Source organism: Polaromonas naphthalenivorans CJ2, assembly GCF_000015505.1.
In the GTDB taxonomy this organism is placed as follows: Bacteria; Pseudomonadota; Gammaproteobacteria; order Burkholderiales; family Burkholderiaceae_C; genus Polaromonas; species Polaromonas naphthalenivorans.
Window position 1 is genome coordinate 23,097 of the sequence record NC_008759.1, and the last position, 22,700, is coordinate 45,796.

Annotated in this window: 29 protein-coding genes; 17 read left to right on the forward strand and 12 right to left on the reverse strand. The window is 58.4% G+C overall.

Translation table 11 applies throughout. The features are described from left to right. The first annotated feature begins 96 nt into the window (after positions 1–96). The 4 genes from PNAP_RS27375 (at position 97) to PNAP_RS23050 (ending at position 1,924) form a co-directional block, all read left to right on the forward strand. A complete protein-coding gene (locus PNAP_RS27375; RefSeq protein ID WP_157040520.1) occupies positions 97–309 on the forward strand; it encodes a BPSL0761 family protein in 213 nt (70 codons plus the stop codon). Between the two features lie 153 nt (positions 310–462). After that, positions 463–825 carry a hypothetical protein gene (locus tag PNAP_RS23040; RefSeq protein ID WP_157040521.1) on the forward strand — a complete coding sequence of 121 codons (363 nt, stop codon included), beginning with the start codon at positions 463–465 and terminating at the stop codon, positions 823–825. Continuing rightward, positions 822–1,613, forward strand: a complete 792-nt coding sequence (locus PNAP_RS23045; RefSeq protein ID WP_011798280.1) for a metallophosphoesterase — start codon at positions 822–824, stop codon at positions 1,611–1,613. The genes PNAP_RS23040 and PNAP_RS23045 overlap by 4 nt, the downstream gene beginning before the upstream one ends. A gap of 47 nt (positions 1,614–1,660) precedes the next feature. Next, positions 1,661–1,924 (forward strand): hypothetical protein, encoded by a 264-nt coding sequence (locus PNAP_RS23050; protein WP_011798281.1) that lies wholly within the window; start codon positions 1,661–1,663, stop codon positions 1,922–1,924. A gap of 16 nt (positions 1,925–1,940) precedes the next feature. Here the strand turns inward: PNAP_RS23050 and PNAP_RS23055 are convergent, their stop codons facing one another. After that, positions 1,941–2,246, reverse strand: coding sequence for an acylphosphatase (locus tag PNAP_RS23055; protein WP_011798282.1), 306 nt, complete (start codon positions 2,244–2,246; stop codon positions 1,941–1,943). Positions 2,247–2,267: 21 nt separating this feature from the next. After that, entirely contained in the window at positions 2,268–2,969 is a 702-nt protein-coding gene (locus PNAP_RS27380; RefSeq protein WP_157040522.1) for a hypothetical protein, read from the reverse strand. Between the two features lie 152 nt (positions 2,970–3,121). Between PNAP_RS27380 and PNAP_RS23065 the strand changes: the two genes are divergently transcribed. Together PNAP_RS23065 and PNAP_RS23070 are read left to right on the forward strand one after the other, a co-directional pair. Continuing rightward, positions 3,122–4,219, forward strand: coding sequence for a DNA alkylation repair enzyme-like protein (locus PNAP_RS23065; RefSeq protein ID WP_011798284.1), 1,098 nt, complete (start codon positions 3,122–3,124; stop codon positions 4,217–4,219). Between the two features lie 229 nt (positions 4,220–4,448). Continuing rightward, the gene (locus PNAP_RS23070; protein WP_011798285.1) at positions 4,449–5,099 is read left to right on the forward strand and encodes a helix-turn-helix transcriptional regulator; all 651 of its coding nucleotides are present in this window, start codon (positions 4,449–4,451) and stop codon (positions 5,097–5,099) included. Positions 5,100–5,422: 323 nt separating this feature from the next. On the opposite strand, the gene PNAP_RS23075 is transcribed toward PNAP_RS23070, so the two are convergent. Both PNAP_RS23075 and PNAP_RS23080 read right to left on the reverse strand, forming a co-directional pair. Continuing rightward, complete coding sequence (locus PNAP_RS23075) at positions 5,423–5,695, reverse strand: DUF2164 domain-containing protein (protein WP_011798286.1); 273 nt, start codon at positions 5,693–5,695, stop codon at positions 5,423–5,425. Positions 5,696–5,783: 88 nt separating this feature from the next. Further along, positions 5,784–6,137, reverse strand: a complete 354-nt coding sequence (locus tag PNAP_RS23080; protein WP_011798287.1) for a nucleotide pyrophosphohydrolase — start codon at positions 6,135–6,137, stop codon at positions 5,784–5,786. Between the two features lie 122 nt (positions 6,138–6,259). On the opposite strand from PNAP_RS23080, the gene PNAP_RS25285 reads away from it, so the two are divergent. Together PNAP_RS25285 and PNAP_RS23090 are read left to right on the forward strand one after the other, a co-directional pair. Further along, positions 6,260–7,015 (forward strand): DUF2306 domain-containing protein, encoded by a 756-nt coding sequence (locus PNAP_RS25285; RefSeq protein ID WP_011798288.1) that lies wholly within the window; start codon positions 6,260–6,262, stop codon positions 7,013–7,015. A 7-nt stretch (positions 7,016–7,022) separates the two neighbouring features. Then, complete coding sequence (locus tag PNAP_RS23090; RefSeq protein ID WP_011798289.1) at positions 7,023–7,469, forward strand: hypothetical protein; 447 nt, start codon at positions 7,023–7,025, stop codon at positions 7,467–7,469. 724 nt (positions 7,470–8,193) lie between these two features. Here the strand turns inward: PNAP_RS23090 and PNAP_RS23095 are convergent. Beyond that, positions 8,194–9,288 (reverse strand): M14 family metallopeptidase, encoded by a 1,095-nt coding sequence (locus tag PNAP_RS23095; protein ID WP_041377739.1) that lies wholly within the window; start codon positions 9,286–9,288, stop codon positions 8,194–8,196. Between the two features lie 173 nt (positions 9,289–9,461). Between PNAP_RS23095 and yjjJ the strand changes: the two genes are divergently transcribed. Then, positions 9,462–10,820 carry a type II toxin-antitoxin system HipA family toxin YjjJ gene (yjjJ, locus tag PNAP_RS23100; protein ID WP_011798291.1) on the forward strand — a complete coding sequence of 453 codons (1,359 nt, stop codon included), beginning with the start codon at positions 9,462–9,464 and terminating at the stop codon, positions 10,818–10,820. 333 nt (positions 10,821–11,153) lie between these two features. On the opposite strand, the gene PNAP_RS23105 is transcribed toward yjjJ, so the two are convergent. After that, a complete protein-coding gene (locus PNAP_RS23105; protein WP_041377740.1) occupies positions 11,154–11,441 on the reverse strand; it encodes a hypothetical protein in 288 nt (95 codons plus the stop codon). Next, positions 11,428–11,619: a BrnT family toxin gene (locus PNAP_RS28260; RefSeq protein WP_332261709.1), complete on the reverse strand. Its 192-nt coding sequence runs from the start codon at positions 11,617–11,619 to the stop codon at positions 11,428–11,430. Before PNAP_RS28260 ends, PNAP_RS23105 begins: the two co-directional genes overlap by 14 nt. Positions 11,620–12,364: 745 nt before the next feature. On the opposite strand from PNAP_RS28260, the gene PNAP_RS23110 reads away from it, so the two are divergent. Together PNAP_RS23110 and PNAP_RS23115 are read left to right on the forward strand one after the other, a co-directional pair. Beyond that, on the forward strand, positions 12,365–13,027 hold the full coding sequence (locus PNAP_RS23110) for a DUF433 domain-containing protein (protein ID WP_011798293.1): 663 nt from the start codon (positions 12,365–12,367) through the stop codon (positions 13,025–13,027). 289 nt (positions 13,028–13,316) lie between these two features. After that, positions 13,317–14,249: a cation diffusion facilitator family transporter gene (locus PNAP_RS23115; protein WP_011798294.1), complete on the forward strand. Its 933-nt coding sequence runs from the start codon at positions 13,317–13,319 to the stop codon at positions 14,247–14,249. Positions 14,250–14,329: 80 nt separating this feature from the next. On the opposite strand, the gene PNAP_RS23120 is transcribed toward PNAP_RS23115, so the two are convergent. Further along, positions 14,330–14,983 (reverse strand): DUF2076 domain-containing protein, encoded by a 654-nt coding sequence (locus PNAP_RS23120; RefSeq protein ID WP_041377741.1) that lies wholly within the window; start codon positions 14,981–14,983, stop codon positions 14,330–14,332. 174 nt (positions 14,984–15,157) lie between these two features. Between PNAP_RS23120 and PNAP_RS23125 the strand changes: the two genes are divergently transcribed. Next, entirely contained in the window at positions 15,158–15,523 is a 366-nt protein-coding gene (locus PNAP_RS23125; protein WP_041377714.1) for a hypothetical protein, read from the forward strand. 68 nt (positions 15,524–15,591) lie between these two features. Continuing rightward, on the forward strand, positions 15,592–16,119 hold the full coding sequence (locus tag PNAP_RS23130; protein ID WP_232290864.1) for a hypothetical protein: 528 nt from the start codon (positions 15,592–15,594) through the stop codon (positions 16,117–16,119). 235 nt (positions 16,120–16,354) lie between these two features. Here PNAP_RS23130 and PNAP_RS26385 read toward each other — a convergent pair whose 3' ends face one another. Then, positions 16,355–16,828 (reverse strand): hypothetical protein, encoded by a 474-nt coding sequence (locus PNAP_RS26385; protein ID WP_011798298.1) that lies wholly within the window; start codon positions 16,826–16,828, stop codon positions 16,355–16,357. A 352-nt stretch (positions 16,829–17,180) separates the two neighbouring features. Further along, a complete protein-coding gene (locus tag PNAP_RS23135) occupies positions 17,181–17,399 on the reverse strand; it encodes a hypothetical protein (RefSeq protein WP_041377715.1) in 219 nt (72 codons plus the stop codon). A gap of 439 nt (positions 17,400–17,838) precedes the next feature. Between PNAP_RS23135 and PNAP_RS27385 the strand changes: the two genes are divergently transcribed. The 4 genes from PNAP_RS27385 (at position 17,839) to PNAP_RS23150 (ending at position 20,347) form a co-directional block, all read left to right on the forward strand. Then, positions 17,839–18,156: a hypothetical protein gene (locus PNAP_RS27385; RefSeq protein ID WP_157040523.1), complete on the forward strand. Its 318-nt coding sequence runs from the start codon at positions 17,839–17,841 to the stop codon at positions 18,154–18,156. A 60-nt stretch (positions 18,157–18,216) separates the two neighbouring features. Further along, a complete protein-coding gene (locus PNAP_RS23140; protein ID WP_011798300.1) occupies positions 18,217–18,663 on the forward strand; it encodes a DUF1810 domain-containing protein in 447 nt (148 codons plus the stop codon). A 341-nt stretch (positions 18,664–19,004) separates the two neighbouring features. After that, positions 19,005–19,430: a hypothetical protein gene (locus PNAP_RS23145; protein WP_011798301.1), complete on the forward strand. Its 426-nt coding sequence runs from the start codon at positions 19,005–19,007 to the stop codon at positions 19,428–19,430. 95 nt (positions 19,431–19,525) lie between these two features. After that, positions 19,526–20,347, forward strand: coding sequence for a helix-turn-helix transcriptional regulator (locus tag PNAP_RS23150; RefSeq protein WP_011798302.1), 822 nt, complete (start codon positions 19,526–19,528; stop codon positions 20,345–20,347). Here PNAP_RS23150 and PNAP_RS23155 read toward each other — a convergent pair. Continuing rightward, the gene (locus tag PNAP_RS23155; protein WP_011798303.1) at positions 20,335–21,609 is read right to left on the reverse strand and encodes a cytochrome-c peroxidase; all 1,275 of its coding nucleotides are present in this window, start codon (positions 21,607–21,609) and stop codon (positions 20,335–20,337) included. The two genes, PNAP_RS23150 and PNAP_RS23155, sit on opposite strands and share 13 nt — an antisense overlap. Then, positions 21,606–22,442: a DUF3703 domain-containing protein gene (locus PNAP_RS28045; RefSeq protein ID WP_011798304.1), complete on the reverse strand. Its 837-nt coding sequence runs from the start codon at positions 22,440–22,442 to the stop codon at positions 21,606–21,608. The genes PNAP_RS23155 and PNAP_RS28045 overlap by 4 nt, the downstream gene beginning before the upstream one ends. Between the last annotated feature and the right edge of the window lie 258 nt (positions 22,443–22,700).

Below are 22,700 nucleotides of genomic sequence, written 5' to 3' on the forward strand. Positions count from 1 at the left end.
ACCCCAAGTCTATCGGCTCAACTATGTGTGTAATGGGATGGGCTTGCACCTCCCCAGGCTCGCCTGGGCACAACCCCAACTTACGCACCAGACACCATGACACTTCCCGCTGAGCGCACACGCGCAATTATCTACACCAAGCAGTTTCTCGAACGGCTGCTTGTTCCCAGGCTGACACCTGACGTGCCTGAGTCTGTTCGTCAAGAAGCCCGGGGACTGCTGCGCCACTACCCTGGGACCGACGACCTTGAAATCGCGCACCGTGCGCTGCCGGATTGGTTCGGCCCCGCGCGAAAAGCAGAAGACTGACATGGAACCAGTCACGACACCCGATGAGGCCAAGCGCGCCTTCATGAAGGCAGCCTACGACGTGAGCAATGAGAACTCGCCGAGCGCACGACTGCCTCGCCCGACAGGGGCGGCTTGCTACTTGTTGAGCTCAATAAATGCATGGCGCGGAAAATGACTATCAAAGGCATGCAGGCCTGGCGCGAACTGGGCGACATTCATCTGCAGGACGCCCGGCAGCCCGAACTGTCCAGGCGCAGCCGAACGGATGCCGCGTTTGATGTGTGCTACATGTATGCACGGTGCATCGTCGGCGAAAAATCGGAGCTGTACGACCATCCCGATGCGTCAATATTCGTCCTTGCCGCCACACAACTGGGCTGGATGGATAGCGTGCTGCGACCCGCACGCCAACATGTCCACGAGCGCGATGAACCCCTGCGTGTCGCAAGCCAGTACGATGTGCTGCTGACGCTGGCGTTGCGATTAATGGGCGCCCTCGGTGCCGACCGTATTCCCGCCGAAGGACCCCTATGAAACTGCAAATTGCCAGTGACCTGCACCTTGAGTTTCTCCAGCGGCTGTTTCCCGGGGAACGATTGATATCGCCTGCCCACGGCGCGGACCTGCTGGTCCTGGCCGGTGACATCGCCAACGGCGTCGAGGCCATCGAGCTGTTCAAGGACTGGCCCGTGCCGGTGCTGTACCTTGCGGGAAATCATGAGTTCTATGGCCATGCAATCGAACAGGTGCGCGCTGACTTGCGCAAGGCGGCCGCCGGAACCAGCGTTCTCTTCATGGACAACGACGTTGTGGATTTCGGTGGGGTGCGGTTTCTTGGCACGACGCTGTGGACCGACTACCGGCTCGAACTCAACCGGACGCAGCGCCAGCTGATGGAAAACGCGGAGCTTCGCATCAGTGACCACTACTGTATCCGGTGCAGCGACGGAAAATTCACAGCAGAAAGGGCGCTTGCCGAGCATGAACTTGCACGTTCCTGGTTGACCCATGAGCTCGACAAACCCTACAACGGCAAAACAGTGGTCATCAGCCATCACGGCCCGCATCCTCTTTCCGTGCATCCGCGTTACGTGGGCGAAGCCCTGAACGCGGCGTTTGTCAGCAACCTGGCCGAGCTTTTACCCAAGGCCGACCTCTGGATTCATGGACATGTGCCTGACAACTTTGACTACCGCGTTGCCGGGTGTCGAGTGGTGGCCAATCCATGCGGCTATGCGCTGAACAGGAATGCGGTCGATACGTCCAAAGAATTGGTTTTTGAGAACAAGGCTTTTGAGTGGGCGTGCGTGGTAGATGTCTGAATGACATTGCACGCGTTGGAATCTGACTCAGACCCAGAAGGGCAAAAATGACAATCGCCGAGCTCATGGAAATCTTGAAAACATATGACCCGAACGCGGTCGTCGTGCTGGCTGACGCGGCCGGCGAACAAGGAAAACCCGGGGTGGCACGACTGAGGGCGGACGAGATTCAGCCGATGGAGCTGTACCAGGTTGAGCACAAGGGTGTGTCTTGGTACGAGTTTGGCGATGGTGACGAACCACCTGCAGCTGGCGAGCGGACGACGGTTTTCGACACAAAAGTCAAGGCCGTTTTTCTGGGCGGGCTTTGACTTTTTCGGACGATGCTCACAAGTTGGGCAGGCGGTCAAAGCGGTTCAAGCGAGGGGAGGGCGGAGGCACTTTGGACACTTCTAGCTTTTCGACATGTGCTGCGGGGATGCCATCGCGAAGCCATCTGCACATGTCTGCCAGTTGCTCTTTGGAGCCCTGCAGCATCAACTCAACCGAACCATCCACGCGGTTGCGAACCCACCCTGTGATGTCCTGCGCCCGTGCGTAGCGGATGCAGGCGTCCCGGTACCCGACGCCTTGCACTCGGCCTATTGCTTTGACCAGCCAACTATCAAACGTTTTGTCTTTGTCAGATTGCATGCGTGCAGCCACTTACCAGGCTCAGAGCATTCTAAGTAGGGACGCCAGCACGGCGAAAATATCGAGCACACCTAGAAAATGCAAAATGATGCCAATGCCCAGCAATCCCAACGCTACCTTGAGCATGAAAGCAAGCACCTTAAGGGCTATGTAAAGGGCTACCCCGGCAATGCCTCCTGCGATGACGGCGCCAGCGGTGCCCATGCCAAGCTGCAGCCAGGACCAGGAAGCAGGCTGAATGAACGCATAGAGGCAAAAGAGGATGAAAAATCCGCCAGCACCAACTTTCGCAGCCTCTTCCATGGAACCAAATCCGGCACCTGAACCGGAACTGCCGGTCGTCCACGTCGGGGACTGGCTTGAACCGGATGTTGTAAACGCAGAGTAGGGCAGGGACGAGGAACTGTTGATGGCCCTCTGTTCGGCAAGCCTTTGCTGCTCACGAACAGCCGCTTGTGAACGGGAAAATTCAAGCTGTTGGTCACGAAGAGCCGCCCGGCCACCTTCATTGAACGATTGCGCACCAGGCTGATTGCTCCAGCCTTTTGTACGATACCCCTCGGCAAAGTCTTCGTTGTGGTTTCCCATCATGCACCTACGAACTTTCGGCAGGTCCACTTTCACTTCCACATTCAATGGTCGCTGCAGGAACCGATTGAACGCAAATAAATCTGCAAATTTTAAGAAAACATCTGACCTCAGGCAAGCGCGGTGTGCTTTCATGGCTACATGGCAGTACGGGGTAAATGCTTGATGAATGCGGTGCTTTCGCTTTTCTTTGAAAAGTCAATTACCAATCTGCAACGTTGACTGCATCAAATTTCTTTAATAACGGCAATCCGCCAGTCACTCAATAGAGGCTACAACAGGCGTTCATGTCCACCACCGAAAACCCAGCTTTGAAAGAAATCTTCGACGGGCGCCAGTTTCGCCACATCGCCGAGGAATTGGCGGCGGTTTGCCCGGCGTTTGATGCCGAGCGCTTCCATGAATTTGCGCTGAAGGGCCTGGACGAGCTGTCCCTGATGCAGCGCCTGCGCCGCACCGCCCAGAGCCTGCACGCGGCGCTGCCGCTGGACTACCGGGAGGCTGTCGCCGTGCTGCGTCTGCTGGCCCCGCGCATGCAGTCGAAATTTGCCACGCTCGCGCTGCCCGACTTCGTGGCTTTGTACGGCCTGGATGATTTCGATTTTTCGATGGAGGCGCTGCGGTTCTTCACCGCTTTTGGCTCGTCCGAGTTCGCCGTGCGGTGCTTCTTGCGCAAAGACCTGCACCGGGCTTTGGTCACTATGCAGGTCTGGTCGCTCGACGGGGACGAGCATGTGCGGCGCCTGGCCAGCGAAGGCTCTCGGCCGCGCCTGCCCTGGTCGTTCCGGCTGGATGCCCTCATGCGCGACCCGTCCCTCACCGCGCCGATACTCAGCCTCCTGATGGCCGACCCGAGCCTGTACGTGCGCAAGTCAGTGGCCAACCACCTCAACGACATCACCAAGGACCAGCCCGACTGGCTGCTAGGCCAGGTGCAGAGCTGGCCGCTGGACAATCCGCGAACAGCCTGGATTGCCAGGCATGCCCTGCGCACGTTGATTAAAAAGGGGGACCCGCGCGCGCTGGCAGTGGTTGGCGCGGCAGCGGAACCGAAAGTGCTGGTCACGGACTTTGTGGTCGCGCCGCACCACTTGATGCTCGGTGAGCGGCTGAATTTGAGCTTCACCTTGACATCAGAAGTTCAAGTGCCTCAGCGCCTGGTGGTCGACTACATCGTTCACTACGTGAAGAAATCAGGAGTAGCTTTCCCCAAGGTGTTCAAGCTCAAGGAGTTCACGCTGCAGCCCGGCGCCTCGGTCTGCATCGCGCGAATCCAGACCGTGCGGGACTTCACGACGCGTGTGCATTACCCGGGCGTTCATGGAGTCGAACTGGTGGTCAATGGCCGGATATTGGCGAGCGCTTCGTTTCAACTGCTGACGTGAAGAGCCCTTGACCATGCCTTGCCTTTGACCGAATGCCATCAGGCCAGGGGTTGTTTCGGCATGCCTGACCCAGGAGGGCTACTCTGTAGGTCGGGACTTTTGTTGGGTTAGCCCACAGTCACGATAGCCGCGTGTTCCGCGGTGGTTTTCTTGGACGCCTCCGTCGGAAGTCTGTAATTTGTAAAGCATTATGGACAAATAATGAATAATTGTCTGTAATGTCTTACACATGTCAGCCGCATCGAATGTCGACTCTGTTCTGGACCAGCAGCTCCTCCTGCAGTTGGGGGCGCGGCTGAGGCATGCACGTGTAAAACGGGGTCTGACCACAATTCAGCTGGCGCAACAAGCGCGCATCTCGCGCATGACACTCAGCGCAGTCGAAGCCGGCGCGCCGTCGCCGACAATGGGCTCCTATCTTCGTGTCATGGGTGTGCTCGGGGTGTCCCAAGACTTGGCCCTTGTAGCGAGCGATACCCTCCAAGGGACTGCTGCACAGCGCACAGACAGGAAGGTTTCCTCGAACACCGTGGTCGTGCCGGTGTCCACAGGCGACGCCCGGCACGAGCTGCAGGACCTTCAAAGCTTGATGCTGCATGAAGAAGCTGTCCGCCTGTTGAAGAAGAAGCCCGAGCTGATTCAGCAGGCACTCGACACTTTGGAGCGTTGGCGTTCTGCAGGCGACCCGCACAGCCGGTTCTTGTGGGACGAATGGTCCGTCATCCTGCATCGACGGGCTTGGCGCAGAGCGCTCTCGCTCACGCGGCGTTCAAAGGAGCTTCGTCAAGCTTCGCCGTTGGCCACCATTTTGCCGGTCGAGGTACGGCAGCGAGTGCTTGAGCAGGTGGGGCAGGCTGGCCAACGCGCAGCTACGCGCTGAACGCCAGCAACTGGTGGTCGAATAAATCGTTCACTAATTGAAGAAGTCAGGGCGGTGCTTGCCAAGGTGTTCAAGCTCAAGGAGTTCACGCTGCCGGCTGGCGCTTCCCTCTGAATCGCGTGAAGCCAGACCATTCGGGACTCCACGACGCGTGTTCATTACCCGGGCGTTCATGGGGTCGAGGTGGTGGTCAATGGCCGGATATTGATGAGCGCTTCGTTTCAAGTGCTAACGTGAAGAGCCCTTGACCTTGCCTTTGACCGAATGTCATCAGGCCAGGCGCTGTTTCGGCATACCTGGGCCGGGAGAAGTCCAAGGGGTCGTTATCTGGGCTTGCGCTTGGAATCGTACTTGCGCCAGTACTGGAATTCATCTTCATGGACCTCGATGTCGAGCTCCGAGATGCGCGACTGAAGACGCTCCTGTACGTCGGCAACTGCCTTGTTGTAAACCAGTGGGCCCAGTTCCTCTAGAAAAAAGCCGAGCAGTGCGCCAGCGGCAATGTTTCCAATCTTCTCTTCCATGTTCACCAGGAAATACCGTTCAATCGATGCGACCGCTTCGCTGCGCGCCTGCTTGGAAATTTCAATCGTCATGGGTAACAGCTCCTGGCTGAAAGGTTGAGTTGAGGAAAGCCCTCAGCGGGATGTGTTCAAAGACAGAGGTAGGCACGGATTGAAAGTTCTACGGCCTGCTCGGAGTCGAATCCCCCGCCGGGTATTTGCTGACGTTCTTGACCAGCTTCTGGGCGACTGCCTCGTTCAGGTCAACGCCTAGCACCGAAGACAGACGGACCAGGTAAAGCAACACGTCGGCGAGTTCATCCCGTACGGCCTGGGCAGTTGCCTCGTCCTTTGCGACCAACTTTGACTGTTCCTCGGTTTGCCACTGGAATATCTCCACGAGTTCGCCTACCTCCGCAGACAGGGCCATGGCCAAGTTCTTGGGCGAGTGGTATTGCTGCCAGTCGCGCTCGTCGGCAAACTTTTGCAGCGCGGCTTCCAGGCAGGACACGTCAATAAGGGGCGCGTTGGCCATGCGGTTGACTCCACTCGGTTGTTGGGAAGAATTGATACACAACGCCGCAGGCAGGTCTGCGCTTGGCGGATAAGTGATGACTACTGTCTGCTAACCCGTGTATCGATGGCACGCAGCGGTAAATGGATGGACCTTGGTTTCGCCTTAAAAGCATCTGTCGCAGCAGCCTGCATGAACTCCGACGAACCCATGCAAAGCGCGGATTTTTCGGCTTTAATGACGCCATGCCTTTAGTTGGCTTCACCGCGCTCGTCATTTTATCGCTCGGCGTTGCGGGCTACGCCGTCGGTGTGTACGGCTTTTTGCCCTTGGGGGTGGCCCTCCACCCGGACATGCGAGCCGCGTTCGAGGCGCATCGCATAGGGGTCTACGCCCATGTCTTTACTTCCGCAGTCGCGCTTGCTTTGGGGCCTGTCCAGTTCTCTGCCCGGTTCCGTGCCGCACGACCAGGCTTGCACCGCTGGCTGGGTCGGCTCTACCTGGGCGTTGGCGTCCTGGTTGGAGGGGTGGCAGGCTTGTTCATGGCTTTTCACGCTTTCGGCGGGCTGGCCGCGCGCCTTGGCTTTGGATGCCTGGCTGCCTTGTGGCTCTACACTGGCTTTCGCGCCTACCGGGCCATCCGTGCCCGGGACATAGCAGCCCACCGCCGCTGGATGGTGCGCAACTTTGCGCTCACGTTCGCCGCCGTCACGCTCAGGCTCTGGATGCCGGCATCCATGGTCTTGGGTATCCCCTTTGAAAATGCCTATCCGGTCATCGCGTGGCTGTGCTGGATACCCAACCTTGTGTTGGCTGAACTCGCCTTCAATCAGGCACGAAACCGTGCGACCCGGCCGACAATGGCCACCGAGCCCGGGTCCGCAGCGCAAGAACGTTAAGCCACCAATGAACATCCGTCGATTTTTGTTTTGTCTCCTTGCCTATGCATGGGCCGCGCCCAACACGCTGCTCGGCTTGGCTGCCGGGCTGGTCATGCTCTGCCTGGGCGGCCGGCTGCGTTTTGTGGCGGGCGTGGCCGAGTTTCACGGCGGCTGGCTTGGACGTATCGTCGCCAGACTGCCAGAGCAAGTAGGCTTTGGCGCCATGACGCTGGGCCATGCCATCGTGGGAATTGACCAGCCAACGCTGTGCGTCCTGCGAGCGCACGAGCATGCGCACGTTCGGCAGTACGAGCAGTGGGGATTGTTCTTTTTGCCAGCTTACGCGTTGTCCAGTTTGTGGCAAGTCGTCAACGGCCGCAGCGCCCACGCCAGCAACTTTTTTGAAAGGCAGGCGTGTGCAGCCGTTCAGGCCCGCCAGAAAGGTGCTGCAGCATCTGGCCGCTTTCAGTGACAGGCGAGCGGCCGCATTCGACGTTTGACTACTGCTTTGATAGTCGGAGGTTTGCACATATTTTTGTTATTTTCCCCAAAAAGTTTAAAACTTGATGCTATATGTCTTGTGAGGGGAGAGGGCTAAAAACCCCGCGACTCACACGTGACAGAGCACCAAGCGGGAACTCATGGGTGCGGCGCAGGGTGTGCAGCTAGAAGCGCGAGTGGGGCGGGTCAAATTCCGCCCTTAAGTCTGGCTGTGCCTTGGCGTACTGACGCGACCGAGGTGCCGAAAACGACGGGCTGGACTCCATACTTCCAGAACGCGGCAAATCACGCCCTCCCCACAGACCCGTGGGCTATGGGGGTGGTTTGCCTCGACTCAAAGCTCCCACCACCTTCCAATTGAAGAGCTCTACTACAAGGAAGTTCTTAAAAATTCTTTCCTATCAGGAACTCTTAAACCCAAAAATACGTATCCTGACTTGCTGGGGATTGAACCCGAAATTCATTAAAGATTGCATGCGCTACGGGATGTCCACCGCCGAAAATCTCTGCGTCTTGAGTGCCAGCGGCAGCATCCGGCCGCCTTGAATGCCAGGCGAGTCGCAACGATTGACAAACGATTCGCGGCGGCTTTTGGGCACCCGCTAGTGCATGGTTTGGTGAGCGCCTAAATGTCTGGCCTGACGGTACATTTTTGGCTGGTATTTTTCCGGTGTGGCGCAGAGCCTGAAGCAGTTTCAACGGCACAGCCCGTCCAGCGCCTGCGCTGCAGCCAGACGCACTTGAGCCACGACGTTGCGCTTCCAATCGGGCGTGTTCACGAAAAACGCATCGAACAGGCGCTGCTTGATGGACGCCTGCAGCGCGGCAGGTGTCTGCGGATGCAGGTGCAGCCAGTGGTCGCCGCGCAGCGCGTTGGCTACTTCCAGCAGGGGCTTCGTGCCAAACTCCAGGCAGACCCCGGTCAATTCGGCTTGGGGGCATTCCTCCAGGGCGGCATTCCAGACCAGCCCGGTCAAGGGCGCCGACACCGAGGTCGCCGAGCCGGCTTGCACCAGCGGCGCCGTCCTGCCCCACAAGGCATTGGCGCGGGCATATCCAGCGGTATCGTTGTTGGACCCCATGAAAATCCGCTCGCACTGCCCGCGTTTCCCCAAGCCGGTGTGCAGGTCAATCCAGGCGAGCTGCCTCACCTGGGCCGTGTGTTCGCGCAGAACCTGGCGTAGCGTGCGGTGGCTCCAGGTGGGCGCGGCGCCGCCGAAAAACATGCTGCCAGGCAGCTCGTACTGGCCGCCGGAAATCGCCACTTGGAGGGTGCGCAGTCCCTTTGTCGCGATGAGCCCGAGGATGGCAGCGCGGTTGCCCCAGGTGGGCGGCCACTTGTCTGGAAGCAACAGCGGATGAAGCCGGCAGTAAGCCGGATTGGAGGGCAAGGGCGCTGTGAAATCCTGAAAATTTCGGTTGAGGTCCACGTTCTCCTGCGTCACGCGGCGGATGTGCGAAAAGCCGTAGGGGTTGAGCGCATGCACATACATCACCGGTATGCCGCTGGCGGTAACTTGCTCCATCCAGGCGCTGTCTTGCAGTAGTGCGGTTTGCGCACCCGACCCAGCATATCCCTCCACGCCATGAACGCCGCTGCTCAAGAGCAGCAGCTTGGTCGCCTGGCGCGGACCCTGCCAGGCGGCATCGACCGCCAGCGCTTCGCCATCGCGGCCGGGCAGGGCCAGAGGGTAGGACGTGACATGCAACCCGGCAGTCTCGGCGGCTTCCAGAAACTTGGCGCGCGCCTGGGCGTAGTTCAGCGAAAAAGCGTCTGCTTCATCAGGCATCGCAACATTTTCCATCCAATAACTGGAGAGGGGGGCTACTTCGCGCCTTCTGGAGAACAAGTGCTCAGTGGGTTCTGGTTAATTTTATTGTTTCATAAATCGTTTCACTGTAAAGTCTCTGCTAATGCAGATTAGCTAAACGCGTATCAGTTTTTCCTTTTGAAAATCGTTTCATGACCATCTCCGAAGACTTGCTGCGAACGCTGCGAACCTGGCACAAGCTGCCCGCCGGGCAACTGCTTGAGCGCCTCGATATCAGCCGCGCCACGCTCATGCGCGCGGTTCGTGAGTTGGGCTCACAGGTGGTGAGCCGTGGGAAGGCGCGCAGGACCGCCTACGCGGCCCGCCGCCCTGTGCGGGGCAGCCTGCAGGCGCTGGCGCTGTACCGCATTGACCGGGACGGCCACGCCCAGGACGCAGCGATGCTGTATCCGCTGCACCCGGCTGGATGCGCACTGGACGGCGCCGAGCCGCTGGAGTGGCCGCTAGACGAGGACATGCGTGACGGCTGGTTCGAGGGGCTGCCGTATTTCCTGGATGACATGCGCCCGCAGGGTTTCCTTGGGCGGCACTTCGCCCGGCGTCACGCCGACTTGCTTCAGGTCAGCACCGACCCCAAGGACTGGTCCGAGGACGACGCGCTGCATGCACTGGCGTTGCTGGGCAGCGATGCGCCGGGAAATTACATCTTGGGCGAGCCCGCCTTGCGTCAGTGGCTGCTTCATTCCCAGCAGGAATTGCTGCCCCTGCAAGACCGTCAAGTGGTGCCTGCCTACCTGCTGAAGGCTGAGGAGGCGATGGCGCACGGCACGGCAGGGTCCTCGGCAGGCGGCGAGTTCCCGAAGTTCACGGCGTTTCGCGAGGTGGCGGGCCGGCCGGTTCATGTCATCGTCAAGTTTTCAGGCTCCGACGGGGCGCCCGGCACGGTGCGCTGGTCGGACCTGCTGGTGTGCGAACACCTGGCCCTGCTCGCCGTGGCCGAGCATTTGGACCTGGAGGCTGCGGTCAGCCGCATCCATCAGGCCGGTGGCAGGACGTTTCTGGAGGTCGAGCGTTTTGACCGCCACGGCAGGCTTGGGCGTTCGCCCGTGTGCTCCTGGGCAGCCCTGAACGCAGCGCTCGTTGGCCTGGCCGGCAAGCCCTGGCCGCAAGGCGGTGCGGCGCTGCTCGGGCTGGGACTCATTGACGTCCAATGCATGGCGGCCTTGCAGCGGCTCTGGCTGTTCGGGCAACTCATTGCCAACTCCGACATGCACGACGGCAACCTGGCCTTCAGGCCCGGGCTGCAACTGGCTCCGGTCTATGACATGCTGCCCATGCGGTATGCACCGGTGCGCGGCGTGGAGTTGCCTCTCAAGGATTTTGTGCCACCGCTGCCCGTGCCTGCGGAAAAGGAGGCATGGCTCACGGCGGCCCACGCGGCCGGGCACTTCTGGGCAGCCGCCAGCGAAGATGCACGTATCAGCCCGGACTTCAGGGCTGTCTGCGCACAAAACGCAGCCAAGGTCCGCAGGGCTCTGGACATGGCTTGAACCTGAGCATGAGCTTTTTCAGGAAAGCAAAAGCCACTTTGGTTACGGTATAAAGATGGGAATGACCCATCAAGTACGCCCCTCGAACTCTTGCAGCCAATGCGGTGCCACCAGCTACCGTCCGGTAATAGGCCGCGATGGGCGCGGCGCCATGCAGCCGACGGGCCGGTATTGCTGCACGGGGTGCAACCTGAAGTTTGGAATGCTTGACGAATGGCGTCATGGCCGAAGCGACAAGGCCAGTCATGAGATGCATGAGTTCTCGCTGTCTTGAGCGAGAAAATATGGGTATTCGAATTTTCTGATTGAAAGCACCGGTTCTAAATACCGGGCTTACATTGATTCCATTTCCCGGGTGGCTTCATCCAGAACTGATTGCGCAACGCCATGCTTTCTCAGTGCCTCAAGCAGCCGTGCTTGCGCGCCGAAAGCAAACTGCGCCTCATCACGGCGCAGCCCTTCGCTGAGGTACGCTTTTAGCAGCGACTGATATCCTGCAAAACCGCGCTTGGGAGCAATGTTTTTCATGGACTCGACCACATCAACCGGGATTCGCAGTGTGATGGAGGTCATCAAGCGGTCTTTCACCAACCGTGATTTCAAAGTATCAGAAATGCTCATGCTCTCGCCTTTCATCGTTACTGAATTTACAGGCCGAAATAATGCGAATAACCGCACCCTCAAACTGAACATGCACCACGAACAGCAAGCTCCCGGTAGCATCAAAACCAATGATGGCATGACGGGCCTCGTCATTACGCTCTGCGTCCACCAGCCGAAATAACGGGTCGAAAAACACCGTCGGGCCTGTTCAAACGTTATCCCCTTGTGTTTACCGGGATTTTTCGCAGCTTTGCGGTCATTTCACACAAAGTCGATGCCATTGAAATGGTAGTTAATGTCCATCAAGTGGATTTTAGGTAATGTATTGACTTTGTAAATACATTTTTTTGGGCAAGTACTCGACGAAGGCATCTCAATGCCAACCAGATAATCCGAATACGCCAAAATATTGGACAAAAACAGACCAACACCACAACGTGGAAACTGTTGGGCATCCAGTTCGACGGCCAAGTGTTAATGAGGCTCGTCCCCGATTCGTCCTGATAAGCCCTGCCCGTGCTATCTTTTCACCATGGCGAATCGTTATCTGTCTTCCTTGAGCACCTAAATTCCGCAGAGGAATAGGGCCTTTCCTGGGAAAAAGGACTTTCGACAGGTGCCCACGCTGTCACCAGCACAGTCAAGGTTTTACCGGGGTAAAGTGTTGACGCCAACGGCTTGGCACCTGATTCGTCATCAGAGCCTTCGCGGTTCAGAGGACCTTTTTCTGCCGTAGATTTTTCCAGCGGTGAAGCCGGATTTCAGGCACCTGCTACCTGTTCCAGGTCCGCCAGGCCTCGGCCAACGGCCGGAATTCAGAAATGCGCCGAAAGAGCGACCTGCTAACGGCGTTTGTAGCCATTCGACAGCCCCGAAGGCCAAATGGTTGCATATCGGGGGTTCTGGTAAATATACTTCCGAACCATCGGAGGTTTATCAAAATGCCCACACCACTCTTTATTCCCACTGCGCAAGCTGCATTCATCGCTGGCCTGACGGACCGACAGATGAATCGGGTTGTGGACGAACACCTTGTGCCGGAGCCCCTCTTTGAACAGCAAGGCAACAGTCGCCTGTTCACTCGCTTGGGCGCTGCGTTCGCAAAGTTCTACTTTTCGACCGAGGACCTACTCCTCGCTGGTGCCCGTAGACAAGTCCTCGATGAGCTCAGCGCGCGAGTCGACCGGCTGCAAGTGAAGGACCAAGTCTTGATGTTGACGCTGCTGGACTCCATGAGCTGGAAGGTCGAGCGCAAGCATGTTGAAGTCGATGTGCTGCCGTTCCTCCAAGAAGCCTTCTATCGCGCCAAGGAAGTGGACCAGGCGGACGCGCTGGTGACCACCAACCCCGAAGTCATGGGTGGAGTACCGGTATTTGTGGGCACGCGGGTGCCTTTCGGTATTGTTCTGGGCTCGTTGGCGGCAGGCGTCCACCTAGGCCGCCTGCAGGCGTCATACCCCTTCTTAACCGAAGCGCACATTCAGGCCGCCAAGGTCTATGAGGCAGTCCATCCTCGTCGAGGTAGGCCCCGTCGTATTGCCGATGTGAATCCGGAGCTTGAGCGTCGTGTAATCCGGGTCATCAAGCGCGCCGCCAGTGCATGAGGCTCCGATTTCTCATTGATGGACTCAGTCAAGATTCGGCAACACTTTAAGCCAACGCCTAGAAGTTGGGCTGTTGGTGCTTTTCCATGGTGGACCTAAATGCCTTCCACCTCCGAGGGGTAGCGCCATGTTCACTTCCTGGTGTTCAAACCAGTGCCTCAGTGCGACGCTGTTCAGGCAATAAATTTTCAATGGACAAACCTTCCTCTTGGTTGCAAGGGGTGAAGGTATCCTCGGAGACCCGTGCAAGTTCGGTATCTTCCGGTCTGCTCGGTTTCAAAAGAAATTAATGTCAAAAAACTCCGGCTCGCTCAAGGCGGTCTTCTATGCATTGGGCGCCAACGGCGGCATTGCGCTGGCCAAGGCGGTTGCGGCATTCTTCACCGGCAGCGGCGCCATGCTTGCCGAGGCTCTGCACAGTTTTGCCGATTGCGGCAACCAGGTTCTGCTGCTCGTGGGCATGCAGCAAGCCAAGAAGCTGCCGACGCCGGACCACCCGATGGGTTACGGACGTGTCGTCTATTTCTGGTCGATGATGGTCGGCGTGCTCCTTTTCAGCATCGGCGGACTGTTTTCGGTCTGGCACGGGGTCCAGTCGCTGCAGCATCCCGAACCCGTGAAGTATTTGCTGCCGTCCCTGGGCGTGTTGCTGGTGGCGGTGGTTCTGGAAGGCATCAGTCTTCGCGGCGCACTGAAAGCGCTGGCTGTGGAGCGCGGTGAAAAGAGCCTCTGGCGCTGGTTCCGTGAGACGCGGCAATCCGAACTCCTGGTCATCACCGGTGAAGACATCGCAGCCCTGGCCGGCCTGGCCCTGGCCTTTGTTGCGCTGGCGCTCACCGGCCTCACGGGAAACCCGGTGTTCGATGCCCTGGGCTCGATTGCGGTGGGGCTTTTGTTGATGGGTGTCTCGTTCGCGGTCACCACGGAGGTCAAAAGCCTCATTACTGGCGAGTCCGCCTCTCCGGAGATGCGCTCAGCCATCACCGAATTCGTTGCGAGCCAGCCCGAGGTGGAGCGCATCGTGAACCTCATCACGTTTCAGTTGGGCGACAAGATTGCCGTGGCGGTGAAGGCCAAGATGGTCCCGATGGCCAGCGCCGATGCGCTGGTGTCCGCTATCGATGAGGTGGAGGAACGCCTGCAGGCTCACTTTCCCAATCTGCACTGGTCATTCTTCGAGCCCGATGCAGGCAAACCCCGACCTGAACCGGCCGCGCTGTAGTTCGGGCATTCGACGAAAGCGTCGGCGATTCAAGCATCAGCCCTCGGCTGATTTGCGTAATTCGAGTGCCGCCTGGCAGTTCAAGTCCAGTCGCTGGAGTCGTCAGACCCACCGATATCAAGCAACTCGCTAAACCCGGCGCTGCTGTCCGGGATGCTGCTGCTGGTGTCAGTCGGCGCGTCAAGGAAGTTGTTGGCAGGCGCCTCCTTGTCCGCAGCAGGTGAACTCAAGGGACTGGCTCCCGCAAGCGGTGAGTTGTGGTGGCCGCCCACCAGACTGTTGATTCCCTGGAACAGGAATGCGCCCGCGGCCACGCCCGCAGCCGTGGTGGCCATGTTGGACAGAAAACCGGGCGCCTGAAATCCACGGACAGGCGGGGCAAAGGCTGCCGGCTGAACAGCTTGAACCGCCTGAACAGGCGGGCTGCTCATCACGGGAGCCGAAAAGGCTGGACTCGGCTGGCGTCCCCAGGTGGTCGCATCGAGAAAGCTTGACGCCGCTGGGGCAGGGCGCTGCTGCGCCAGCTGGGCCTTGAGCTGAGTAATCTGCGCTTGGGCATCCTGCAAGGCGGCGTCAAGCAGCAAGGCGCGCTGCACGACCAGATAGGCCGCATCGGGCTGGCGCGCAAACGTGCTGGCAATCATCGCCTGCGCTTCTTCATCTTTGACGCCCGCCCGCGCCTGGGCCAGTTGCTGCAGGAAAGTGGTCAATTGCTCGCGTTCTTGCAAATTCATGAAGGGCTCCGGGTTTGAAATCAAGGGCAGCATTTCAAATGCAGCCTCGTCGCCAAAAGTTCAAGGGCGGCCTTGTCGCTATACGTGGAAATCATCCGCGTTTTCCTGGGTTTCCTCCAAATTCCAGGAGGATGTTTTGACTTTTTCTCACCTGACCCTACACAAGAAACCGCCATGCCCACTCCACTTCCCAAAAACAGACTTTTCCCCCTGACCGCTGAGGACAAGACCCGGCTTCAAAACCTTGCCCCGTTGTTCGATATTCATTTCCGCAAGATGGACGAGCAAACCTGCGTCCTGAGAACCATGGCAGGCGCGGGTGCGTTGGAGCTGAAGCTACCAGCGTCGTTGGCCTACCGCAGGCTGCTGTCGGAACTCTGCGAAAAAACCGTCCCTTGGATTCCTTTCCATCTTAAGGAGTCCTGTCGGGACTCGCTGCTGGGCAGGAGCGACGCAAACCTGGCGCGCGTGGCGGTGCTTTACGCCCGGGACAGGAAAGCTACACGTGCTCGTGCCGCCATCAGTCTTTGCCTGCTTTGAAAGGGTGAACTGCTGCCGCGCTAGTTCTCCTTCCCTAATAACCTGCAGTTTCGGTATTGAATTCACCCATGCAGGTTTTATTATTAGATAATTGCTGCACTGCAACATTTTTGAAAGGTCATCACATGCCCGCCAACACTCAAATTGACGATATTGCCTACACCATGAAGGAAAATTTGGCCAAGTTCAACCCGGCCGCTTCCCAGGAAGCGTTGGCGCCCGTGATGGACAACCTCAAGGCTTGGGGCGAGTTGATTCAAGCGCAAGCCCAAACGGCGCAGGCCGCCATAGCTGAGACGGTCGAGTTGTTCAAAGGTATCAAGGAACCGACCGCCGCTTTTGAAGCCATGAAGGCCGCCGCAGAGCAGGGCCTTGCCTTGGCATCGCAGAATATGAAAGATGCCATGGCCCTGAGCTTTGAGCAGTTTCAATCCGGCGTCGATACGCTGCAAAAGGCTTATCCTGCACCGGAAGCGTTTGCTCCTGTGGCAAAAGGCCTCAAAGATGCAGCTTCCACCATGCAAAATGTCCTGGAATCAGCCATGAACAAGAGCGCAGAGACTGTAAAAACGGCTGCCCGAAAAGCACGCGCCTAACCGAAGAATTTCTGGGTAATGCAGCCGGGCTGCTTCGTTGAGCCGGTTGAAGCTGCAGGGTAGCCTCTGGATTGCTTTCAAATGATGGACCCGGCCGCTGTGCCGGGTTTTTTTATTGGGTGGCGAATTCTGGCGGGAATGCTACTTGGAGCAGTCTCAGAATTTTGAATTTAAAGCTTAGTTTTTTACCCGTGCAAATAGTGGCCGTCAGCGTTGCGCATACAGTTAAAAATCATCATTTTTTTCGTTTCATCTTGGAGTGAAGCGAAGCAGCAGCTGAAACGACAGCTGCACCTCCAGCGATGGCTACCAATATGGGCACAGCCGTCACGATTAACGGCGTACTTACCAACCCCAATGCAACGCCTACAGCGCTCAATCCTGTTGGTGCAAGGACGGAAGCACCAGCGCCAGCGACGGCAGCTATTACACGGGTCGCTTTGGCTGCGGTATCAGCAGCGTCGGCTGCTTTCTTGGCTCTATCCTCGCTAAATATGGAAGAGTTGCCACGTTCTGCGATGGACAAATTTTTCTTCCCTGCGATGACTAAAATTTCCATATCTGATTGTGAAAAAGCCACATTCTTATGGTCAATCTGCGACATCGTCTTTGGCTTGTTAGCGCCATATTTTTGCTCGCGAAGGTCTAAAAATTTTAGGTTTTTCACAATTGTTCCATTCATGCCTACAGTAATGTATTCGAAGCTCACTTTTAGAAATGGAAAAAAGCATCCGTTAACTTTAGCGATTGGATAGCCTTGACCTTTATAAAAATCAAGATTTGAGCTGCTTTTGTGAGAGAGCAGGCATCTATTGGGCGAGATGTCTAAAAAATGCTTTTGGAAAGTCCTATTAAAACCGAAACACGAGAATCTCGATTTTCGAGAATCCCGAACGCTGAAGAAGTCGACTTTCGTGGGCTAGGAACTGCCTTAGCTCGTGGTTTATTTGTTTTTTGAATTGGACCCCTACCTTGCTGCCCAATTGCAAGATTAGTTGCTGGTTCGTCACGCTATCCCGGTTTGTTCATTGAGCTCCATCTGATGAACCGAACGTCCTTTTCTACAGAGGACCACTCCGCTTGGCCTCAAGGATGGCTTTTAACGCCAAGGCGTATGCTTCCAGCGAATTCGCACGTTGGTCCAGGACAATTGACAGCAATCCAGCATCGGCCGCTGCGTCCTTGGGGTCACGGTCGAGCGCTGACAACAAAGCGTGCTTGAACCAGTCGCTCAGGCTGGAGTTTGAAATCAATGCTCTTATTTCTTCATCGCTGGGCATGGGACGCTTTCCTGTCGTATCGGGCACTGCGGCCACTTGTTTAGAGAAATTGCCGCGAACCCTTTCAGGTACCGGGCTACCGGTAGGTCGCTGCTGGCCCGGTTTTGCAGATGCTCGAAGTAAAGGAAATTATTTTATTTCGGCAATTGCCACACGGTAGGTGAGGAGTCGATGGAACTGTGGATGACAAGTTCAAAGATGGATAAGCAGCGCCTTGCTTGAATAAGCTTCACCAGTCTGCGACTCAGCGATTCACCTCTCGCGCCAAAAATTCAGCAACGCTCAGGCAGGTACCCGAACCGTTGAATTGTATGTGGCGAAGCGGCAACAAAACAAGGGTTTACCCTGTGATTTGATTTCATTTTGCGCCGCACCATAAAAAAGCATTCACTGCTTTTTGAACATGACCCCAGTTCATCTAATCAGTCAAGTAAATCCTATGCGTACTGATGACGGCCCGGCTCGCATCTTTTCAACGGATTTCGTTAACGATGCTTCCACGATGCATAGCCATGCATCGTTTAAAGGGGAGGTCGCCGACGACGGTAATTTCGAAGCGTGTGCCTGTATGCTGACAAGAGTCGATTTCAAATGGTTGATGGCCGGTCAAGGGTGGTGGATTGACCCCCATCGCTTGGAGCACGACTGCTTATACGCCGAGGAGGTGCTGAGTTTTGCGCTGGCATCGCCATCTCTCGTATTGCGTGCATGCGCAGCTTCGCTACAGATGCAACTTGGTTACCCGGTTTCTCATTGACTGGCGGCCCTGGCTCGCCAATCGGCTGCTTGCAAGCGTGACTTCGAACAGGAAACTATCGTGGATACCAACTCGACATCACACGGTCTGGAGCGTTTTGTGGAGGCGCAAGACCGGGTCTATGCGGCGGTCAAGGAAGAGCTCGCGGCTGGCAACAAGACCAGCCATTGGATGTGGTTCGTTTTTCCGCAGCTCAAGGCCCTGGGACGAAGCAGCATGGCCAAACATTTCGGCATCGAATCCGGAGGTGAAGCGCTTGCTTATTGGCAGCACCCCGTCCTCGGCAAGCGTCTGAAGGAATGCACGGAACTGGTTTTAGCTGCTGATGGCAAGACGGTCCACGAAATTTTTGGCTCGCCCGATGACCTCAAGTTCAGGTCATGCATGACGCTTTTTGCGCAGGTCGCCCCGGAGGAGCCGGTCTTCAGCCAAGCGTTGGAACACTTTTTTGACGGGAAGCCTGACACAATGACGCTCAGTTTGCTTCAGCCGGTTGCGGAGCATTGAGCTATCGGAGGCTTAAATCAGCGAAAGCAAAAGCGTTTGTTTCTTGGTCAACGCTGCAGGGCTGTCGAAACCCGCAATGGCACTTCCTTAAAGGGCTGTGGTGAACATTCCTATGTTTGCGTGGTTTTCGCGATTCATCGGTAAAAGGGTGACTCTACTTTGCATTTGCTCCAAATTCCCGACGCCGCAGCTGCAGCTTGGCTACTGTTCGTCGGGAAAATGGCTGTTACTGGCAATGGCTATAAATGAAGCGTTTCGACTCATTGCACCATCTGACCACCTGCGGCGTTGACTGAGCGCCGATACAAAACCTTGAAACCCAACCGTTTAGCGGTCTATCCTTGAACAAGACTATTCGCGCTGGGCTTACTTACTTCGCCATCGTGCTCGGTACTGGCTTCGTGCTCGGTGTCTTTCGAGTCCCCTTTCTCGTGCCACGCATAGGCGAGCGCTGGGCGGAACTCGCAGAGATGCCCATCATGGCAACCGTCATCTTCCTCGCTGCTGGCTTCATCCTGCGGCGTTTTCCTGCCATCTGTTCGCCAGCGCGCTGCCTGGCCGCCGGGGTGCTTGCGCTGGCCTTGTCGGTCTGCGCCGAACTCGGCCTTGCCGTTGTCCTCCAGAGCCAGACGCTTGCCGAATTCCTCCATAGCCGAGACAAGGTTTCAGGCTCTGTGTACATTGCCTTGTTGCTGGTCTTTGCAGCTATGCCACGCCTTCGTCTGCGGAGTCATGAGCAAGCCGTGACCAGAAACAGCAAATCCTGACTGGCCAAGGTAATTGGCCTCAACCAGGCCCATCAGCTTTTTAAACTGCGCTGGGTCAGGTTGGGTAGACTGAAGGCCGAAACTGGGAATCTGCCTTGGACGCTCCAACCCTCAACCGCTACCGAGGCGACTTTGTCGCCTGGACGGGTGGGTGCGGGTTCATCGGCGAAGGCGGGGGCGGGGGCGCGCCCATTTCACCGCACGCGCATTACGCCATACAGCTGGCAATTGGCGCGCCGACAGGACTGCGCGTTCAGTTTGGCCGGCGAGGCGAGTGGCAATCCTGCCCGGCAGCGCTGGTTCCTTCACGGGCAACCCACAGCATTGACGTCAATGACTGCGAATGGAGCGCTGTGCTGTTCATCGAGCCGGAGACACCCGAAGGCAAGGCCCTTAGCGCAAGGCTGCAAGGCCGGCTTGAGTTGCTCGATGCCGACTTCGTTGCAGCCACGACCCGGCGCCTGGCCACGGCCTGGCGCATAGAAAGGAACTACGACGCAGTCATTGCCGCGTGCCTTGAACTCGTGCACAACATTTCAGGGACCACCTTGCGCACGCCATCGGACCCGCGCGTGTTGGCGGCGGTGCACTACATCGGCCAACGGGCGGGCCACACCGTTTCGCTGAGCGAGGTCGCGCAAGCCGCGAACCTGTCTGCGGGGCGCTTTCGGCACCTCTTCGTCGAAGAGACCGGCATGCCCTTGCGCACATACCTGTTGTGGCGACGGCTCTTGCAGGTCTGGACGCTGTTGATGCAGGGCCAGACGCTATCGAGCGCAGCCCATGCGGCCGGGTTCGCCGACTCGGCGCACCTGTCGAGGACGGCCCGCTCGATGTTTGGCCTGGCGCCCTCGGCCCTGCAGATGAACGGCCCGCTCAGCGCCCGCTTGCGAATGCCGCAGCATCACCTGGGCTGATGGACCGGGCCGGTGAGCGTGCCCAGGAACGCGGCCAGGTCCTTGATGTCGTCGGCGGAAAGCCGGATGCTTTGCCGCTGCGCGTGGTTTTCACCGGGCTGCGCCAGTTCGCTGTGGCCGATGGCCGCTTGGGGCGAAGCGGCGTAGTGCTGCACCACCGCATCGAGGGTCGAGAACTGGCCGGCATGCATGTAGGGCGGCCGGACCGCCACGTTGCGCAGGCTTGGTGTGCGGAACGCGCCGAGCTGAGCCGTGTCGTTCGCTGACAGGAACTGCAGTTCACCGCATTGCTCCGGTTTGGCGTCACTGTAGCGGCCCAGGCAATTGAATTCGTCGGCCAGGAGCTTTTTGAGCCCTTCGGCGCGACCGCGGTCCGGGTTGGCCGGCTCCAGCGGTGGAACGCCTGTGTTGTGAAAGGCATGGTCCGTGAGCAGCGGCCCGTTGTGGCAGGTCACACACTGCCCCTTGGTCAGGAACAGGCGCAATCCCCGCACTTCCTGCCCGGTGAGCGCATCCTGGCCTGGCCCATCGCCAGCGACAGTAGCCTGGGCGTACCGGTCGAAACGCGATTCACCATAGGAAACGAGTCGTTCATAGGCCGCGATGGCCTTGCCCATGTTCGCAAAGACGCGGTTGACGCTGTTCCGGGTCGCCGGCGCAAGCGCGGCCCAGGCGGCGCGTTCGGCCTGCGTTCCGTTGGGAGACGCATCGCCGGGCAGTTCGCCGACTTCGGGCACCGCGCCGAACACCTTGCCATACGGGTCCTTGTACTGCGCCAGCACCAGTCGGACCAAGCGGACGCGGTTGCCGCCGTGCTCTGCCGCGTCTTCGAGTGGCCCCAGTGCCTGCGACCAGGCACTGTCCTTGCGCCCGTCCCAGAACAGGAAGGGGGCGTGCGCAGCGCCCATGACCGGCATGGTCCGGCGCTTGCCGGTGGCAATTCCCTGGCCGAACTGACGCCCGTCCTCGAACTGCTTGTCGGCCGCGTGGCAGCTGGCGCAGGCGACCTGGCCGTTCTTGCTGAGCCGGGTGTCATTGAACAGTGCACGCCCAAGCGCGGCCGCCTCGGCGCGCTGCTCGTAGGCGTTCGACGCATCAGCGGGCCGCTGGCCAGCCTCTTTCAAACGCATCGAGGCGAGGGCAGTGACTTCCTGAACTGACCACCTGTCCCGCAGCGGCGCCTTCTTCAAATCCTGCGCGGCCAGGGCGGTAACGGCAAGAGCGGCCGCCGCGACCGCCAACGCGATGACGCGCTGGTTCATTGCAGGCTCACGGTCTGCACGGCCGGGTTGTTCACCACCCAGTTGAAGGTGACCTGGTCCGCGCCTTGCGGACCCTGGATGGCCAATTTCACCTCCCACCAGCCCGTCATGCTGAACTTCATTCCGTCCAGCGCGTAGGTGCCATTCTCAACCTCGCGCGTCACGCGAGGTTGAGTGGGCAGCCCGTGACCGTGCTGGGGCATACCGCCATCGACTGCGAACTTGGCGCCATGCACCGGCGTGCCATCCGGCGCAGCCAGCTTCACCTTCCAGCTGTGCATCTGGTTGATGGCGGGCGCCTGAGCAGGGGGCACCAGCGCGACACGGTAAACGTTCGAAACCGAATTCTTCTCCAGTGAAAGGTCCAGGTCCTTGGGCTGCGTGACACAACCGGTCATGAGGGTGGCAAGCGCCGCCAGGGCTGCCGCTGCGGTGAGCATGCGAAGCATGATTTTCTTGGGTGCCGGTGTGTGTGGAGCCCGGGCAGCGTTGAGCGCTTGTTGCAGGTCCTGCGCAATAGGCATGCGCCGAAAGCCACTGACGTCAGCGCCGCCGGTGTTGCCTTCGGGCACGAGCCCAGGGGCCGTGAAGATGGAGGCCGCCACGAGCCGCCAGAGTTGACCGAAGGCCTCGCCGTGCAGGCTGTTGCGCAGCGCAAACCGGAGCATGTGCCAGTGCACACGCACATGCTCGGCGGTTGCTGCTTGCCCGAGCACGTGTGCCCGCTCAAGGTGCTCGAAGGAGGTGGAAAAGTGCCCGCGGGCTTGTGCTGCGTCGGCAGCAGCGATTTCTCTTTGCACACTGGGCTTGATGCGAATGGCGAAGGTGGTCACAAGGTGCTCCAAAGTTGGTTTCGATGCACCTGATTCTTCCTGCTACCTGCCCCTGGGGCTTGAACGAAGGGGCTGTTTTGGCAGCCCTTTTGTTCAAGTCGAAAGCTCTTCCTGCAGGCGGCGGACGGGCCGCAGTGCCAGTCGCTGTCCGGTCGCTGAGGATTAGCTTGCGTTCCGGTTCACGTTGCACTTTGTCTCGCGACGGGGTGCGACCTACTAAGGCGCCAAGCGCCCGGCTGCTTATTAAATTCGCCCTCA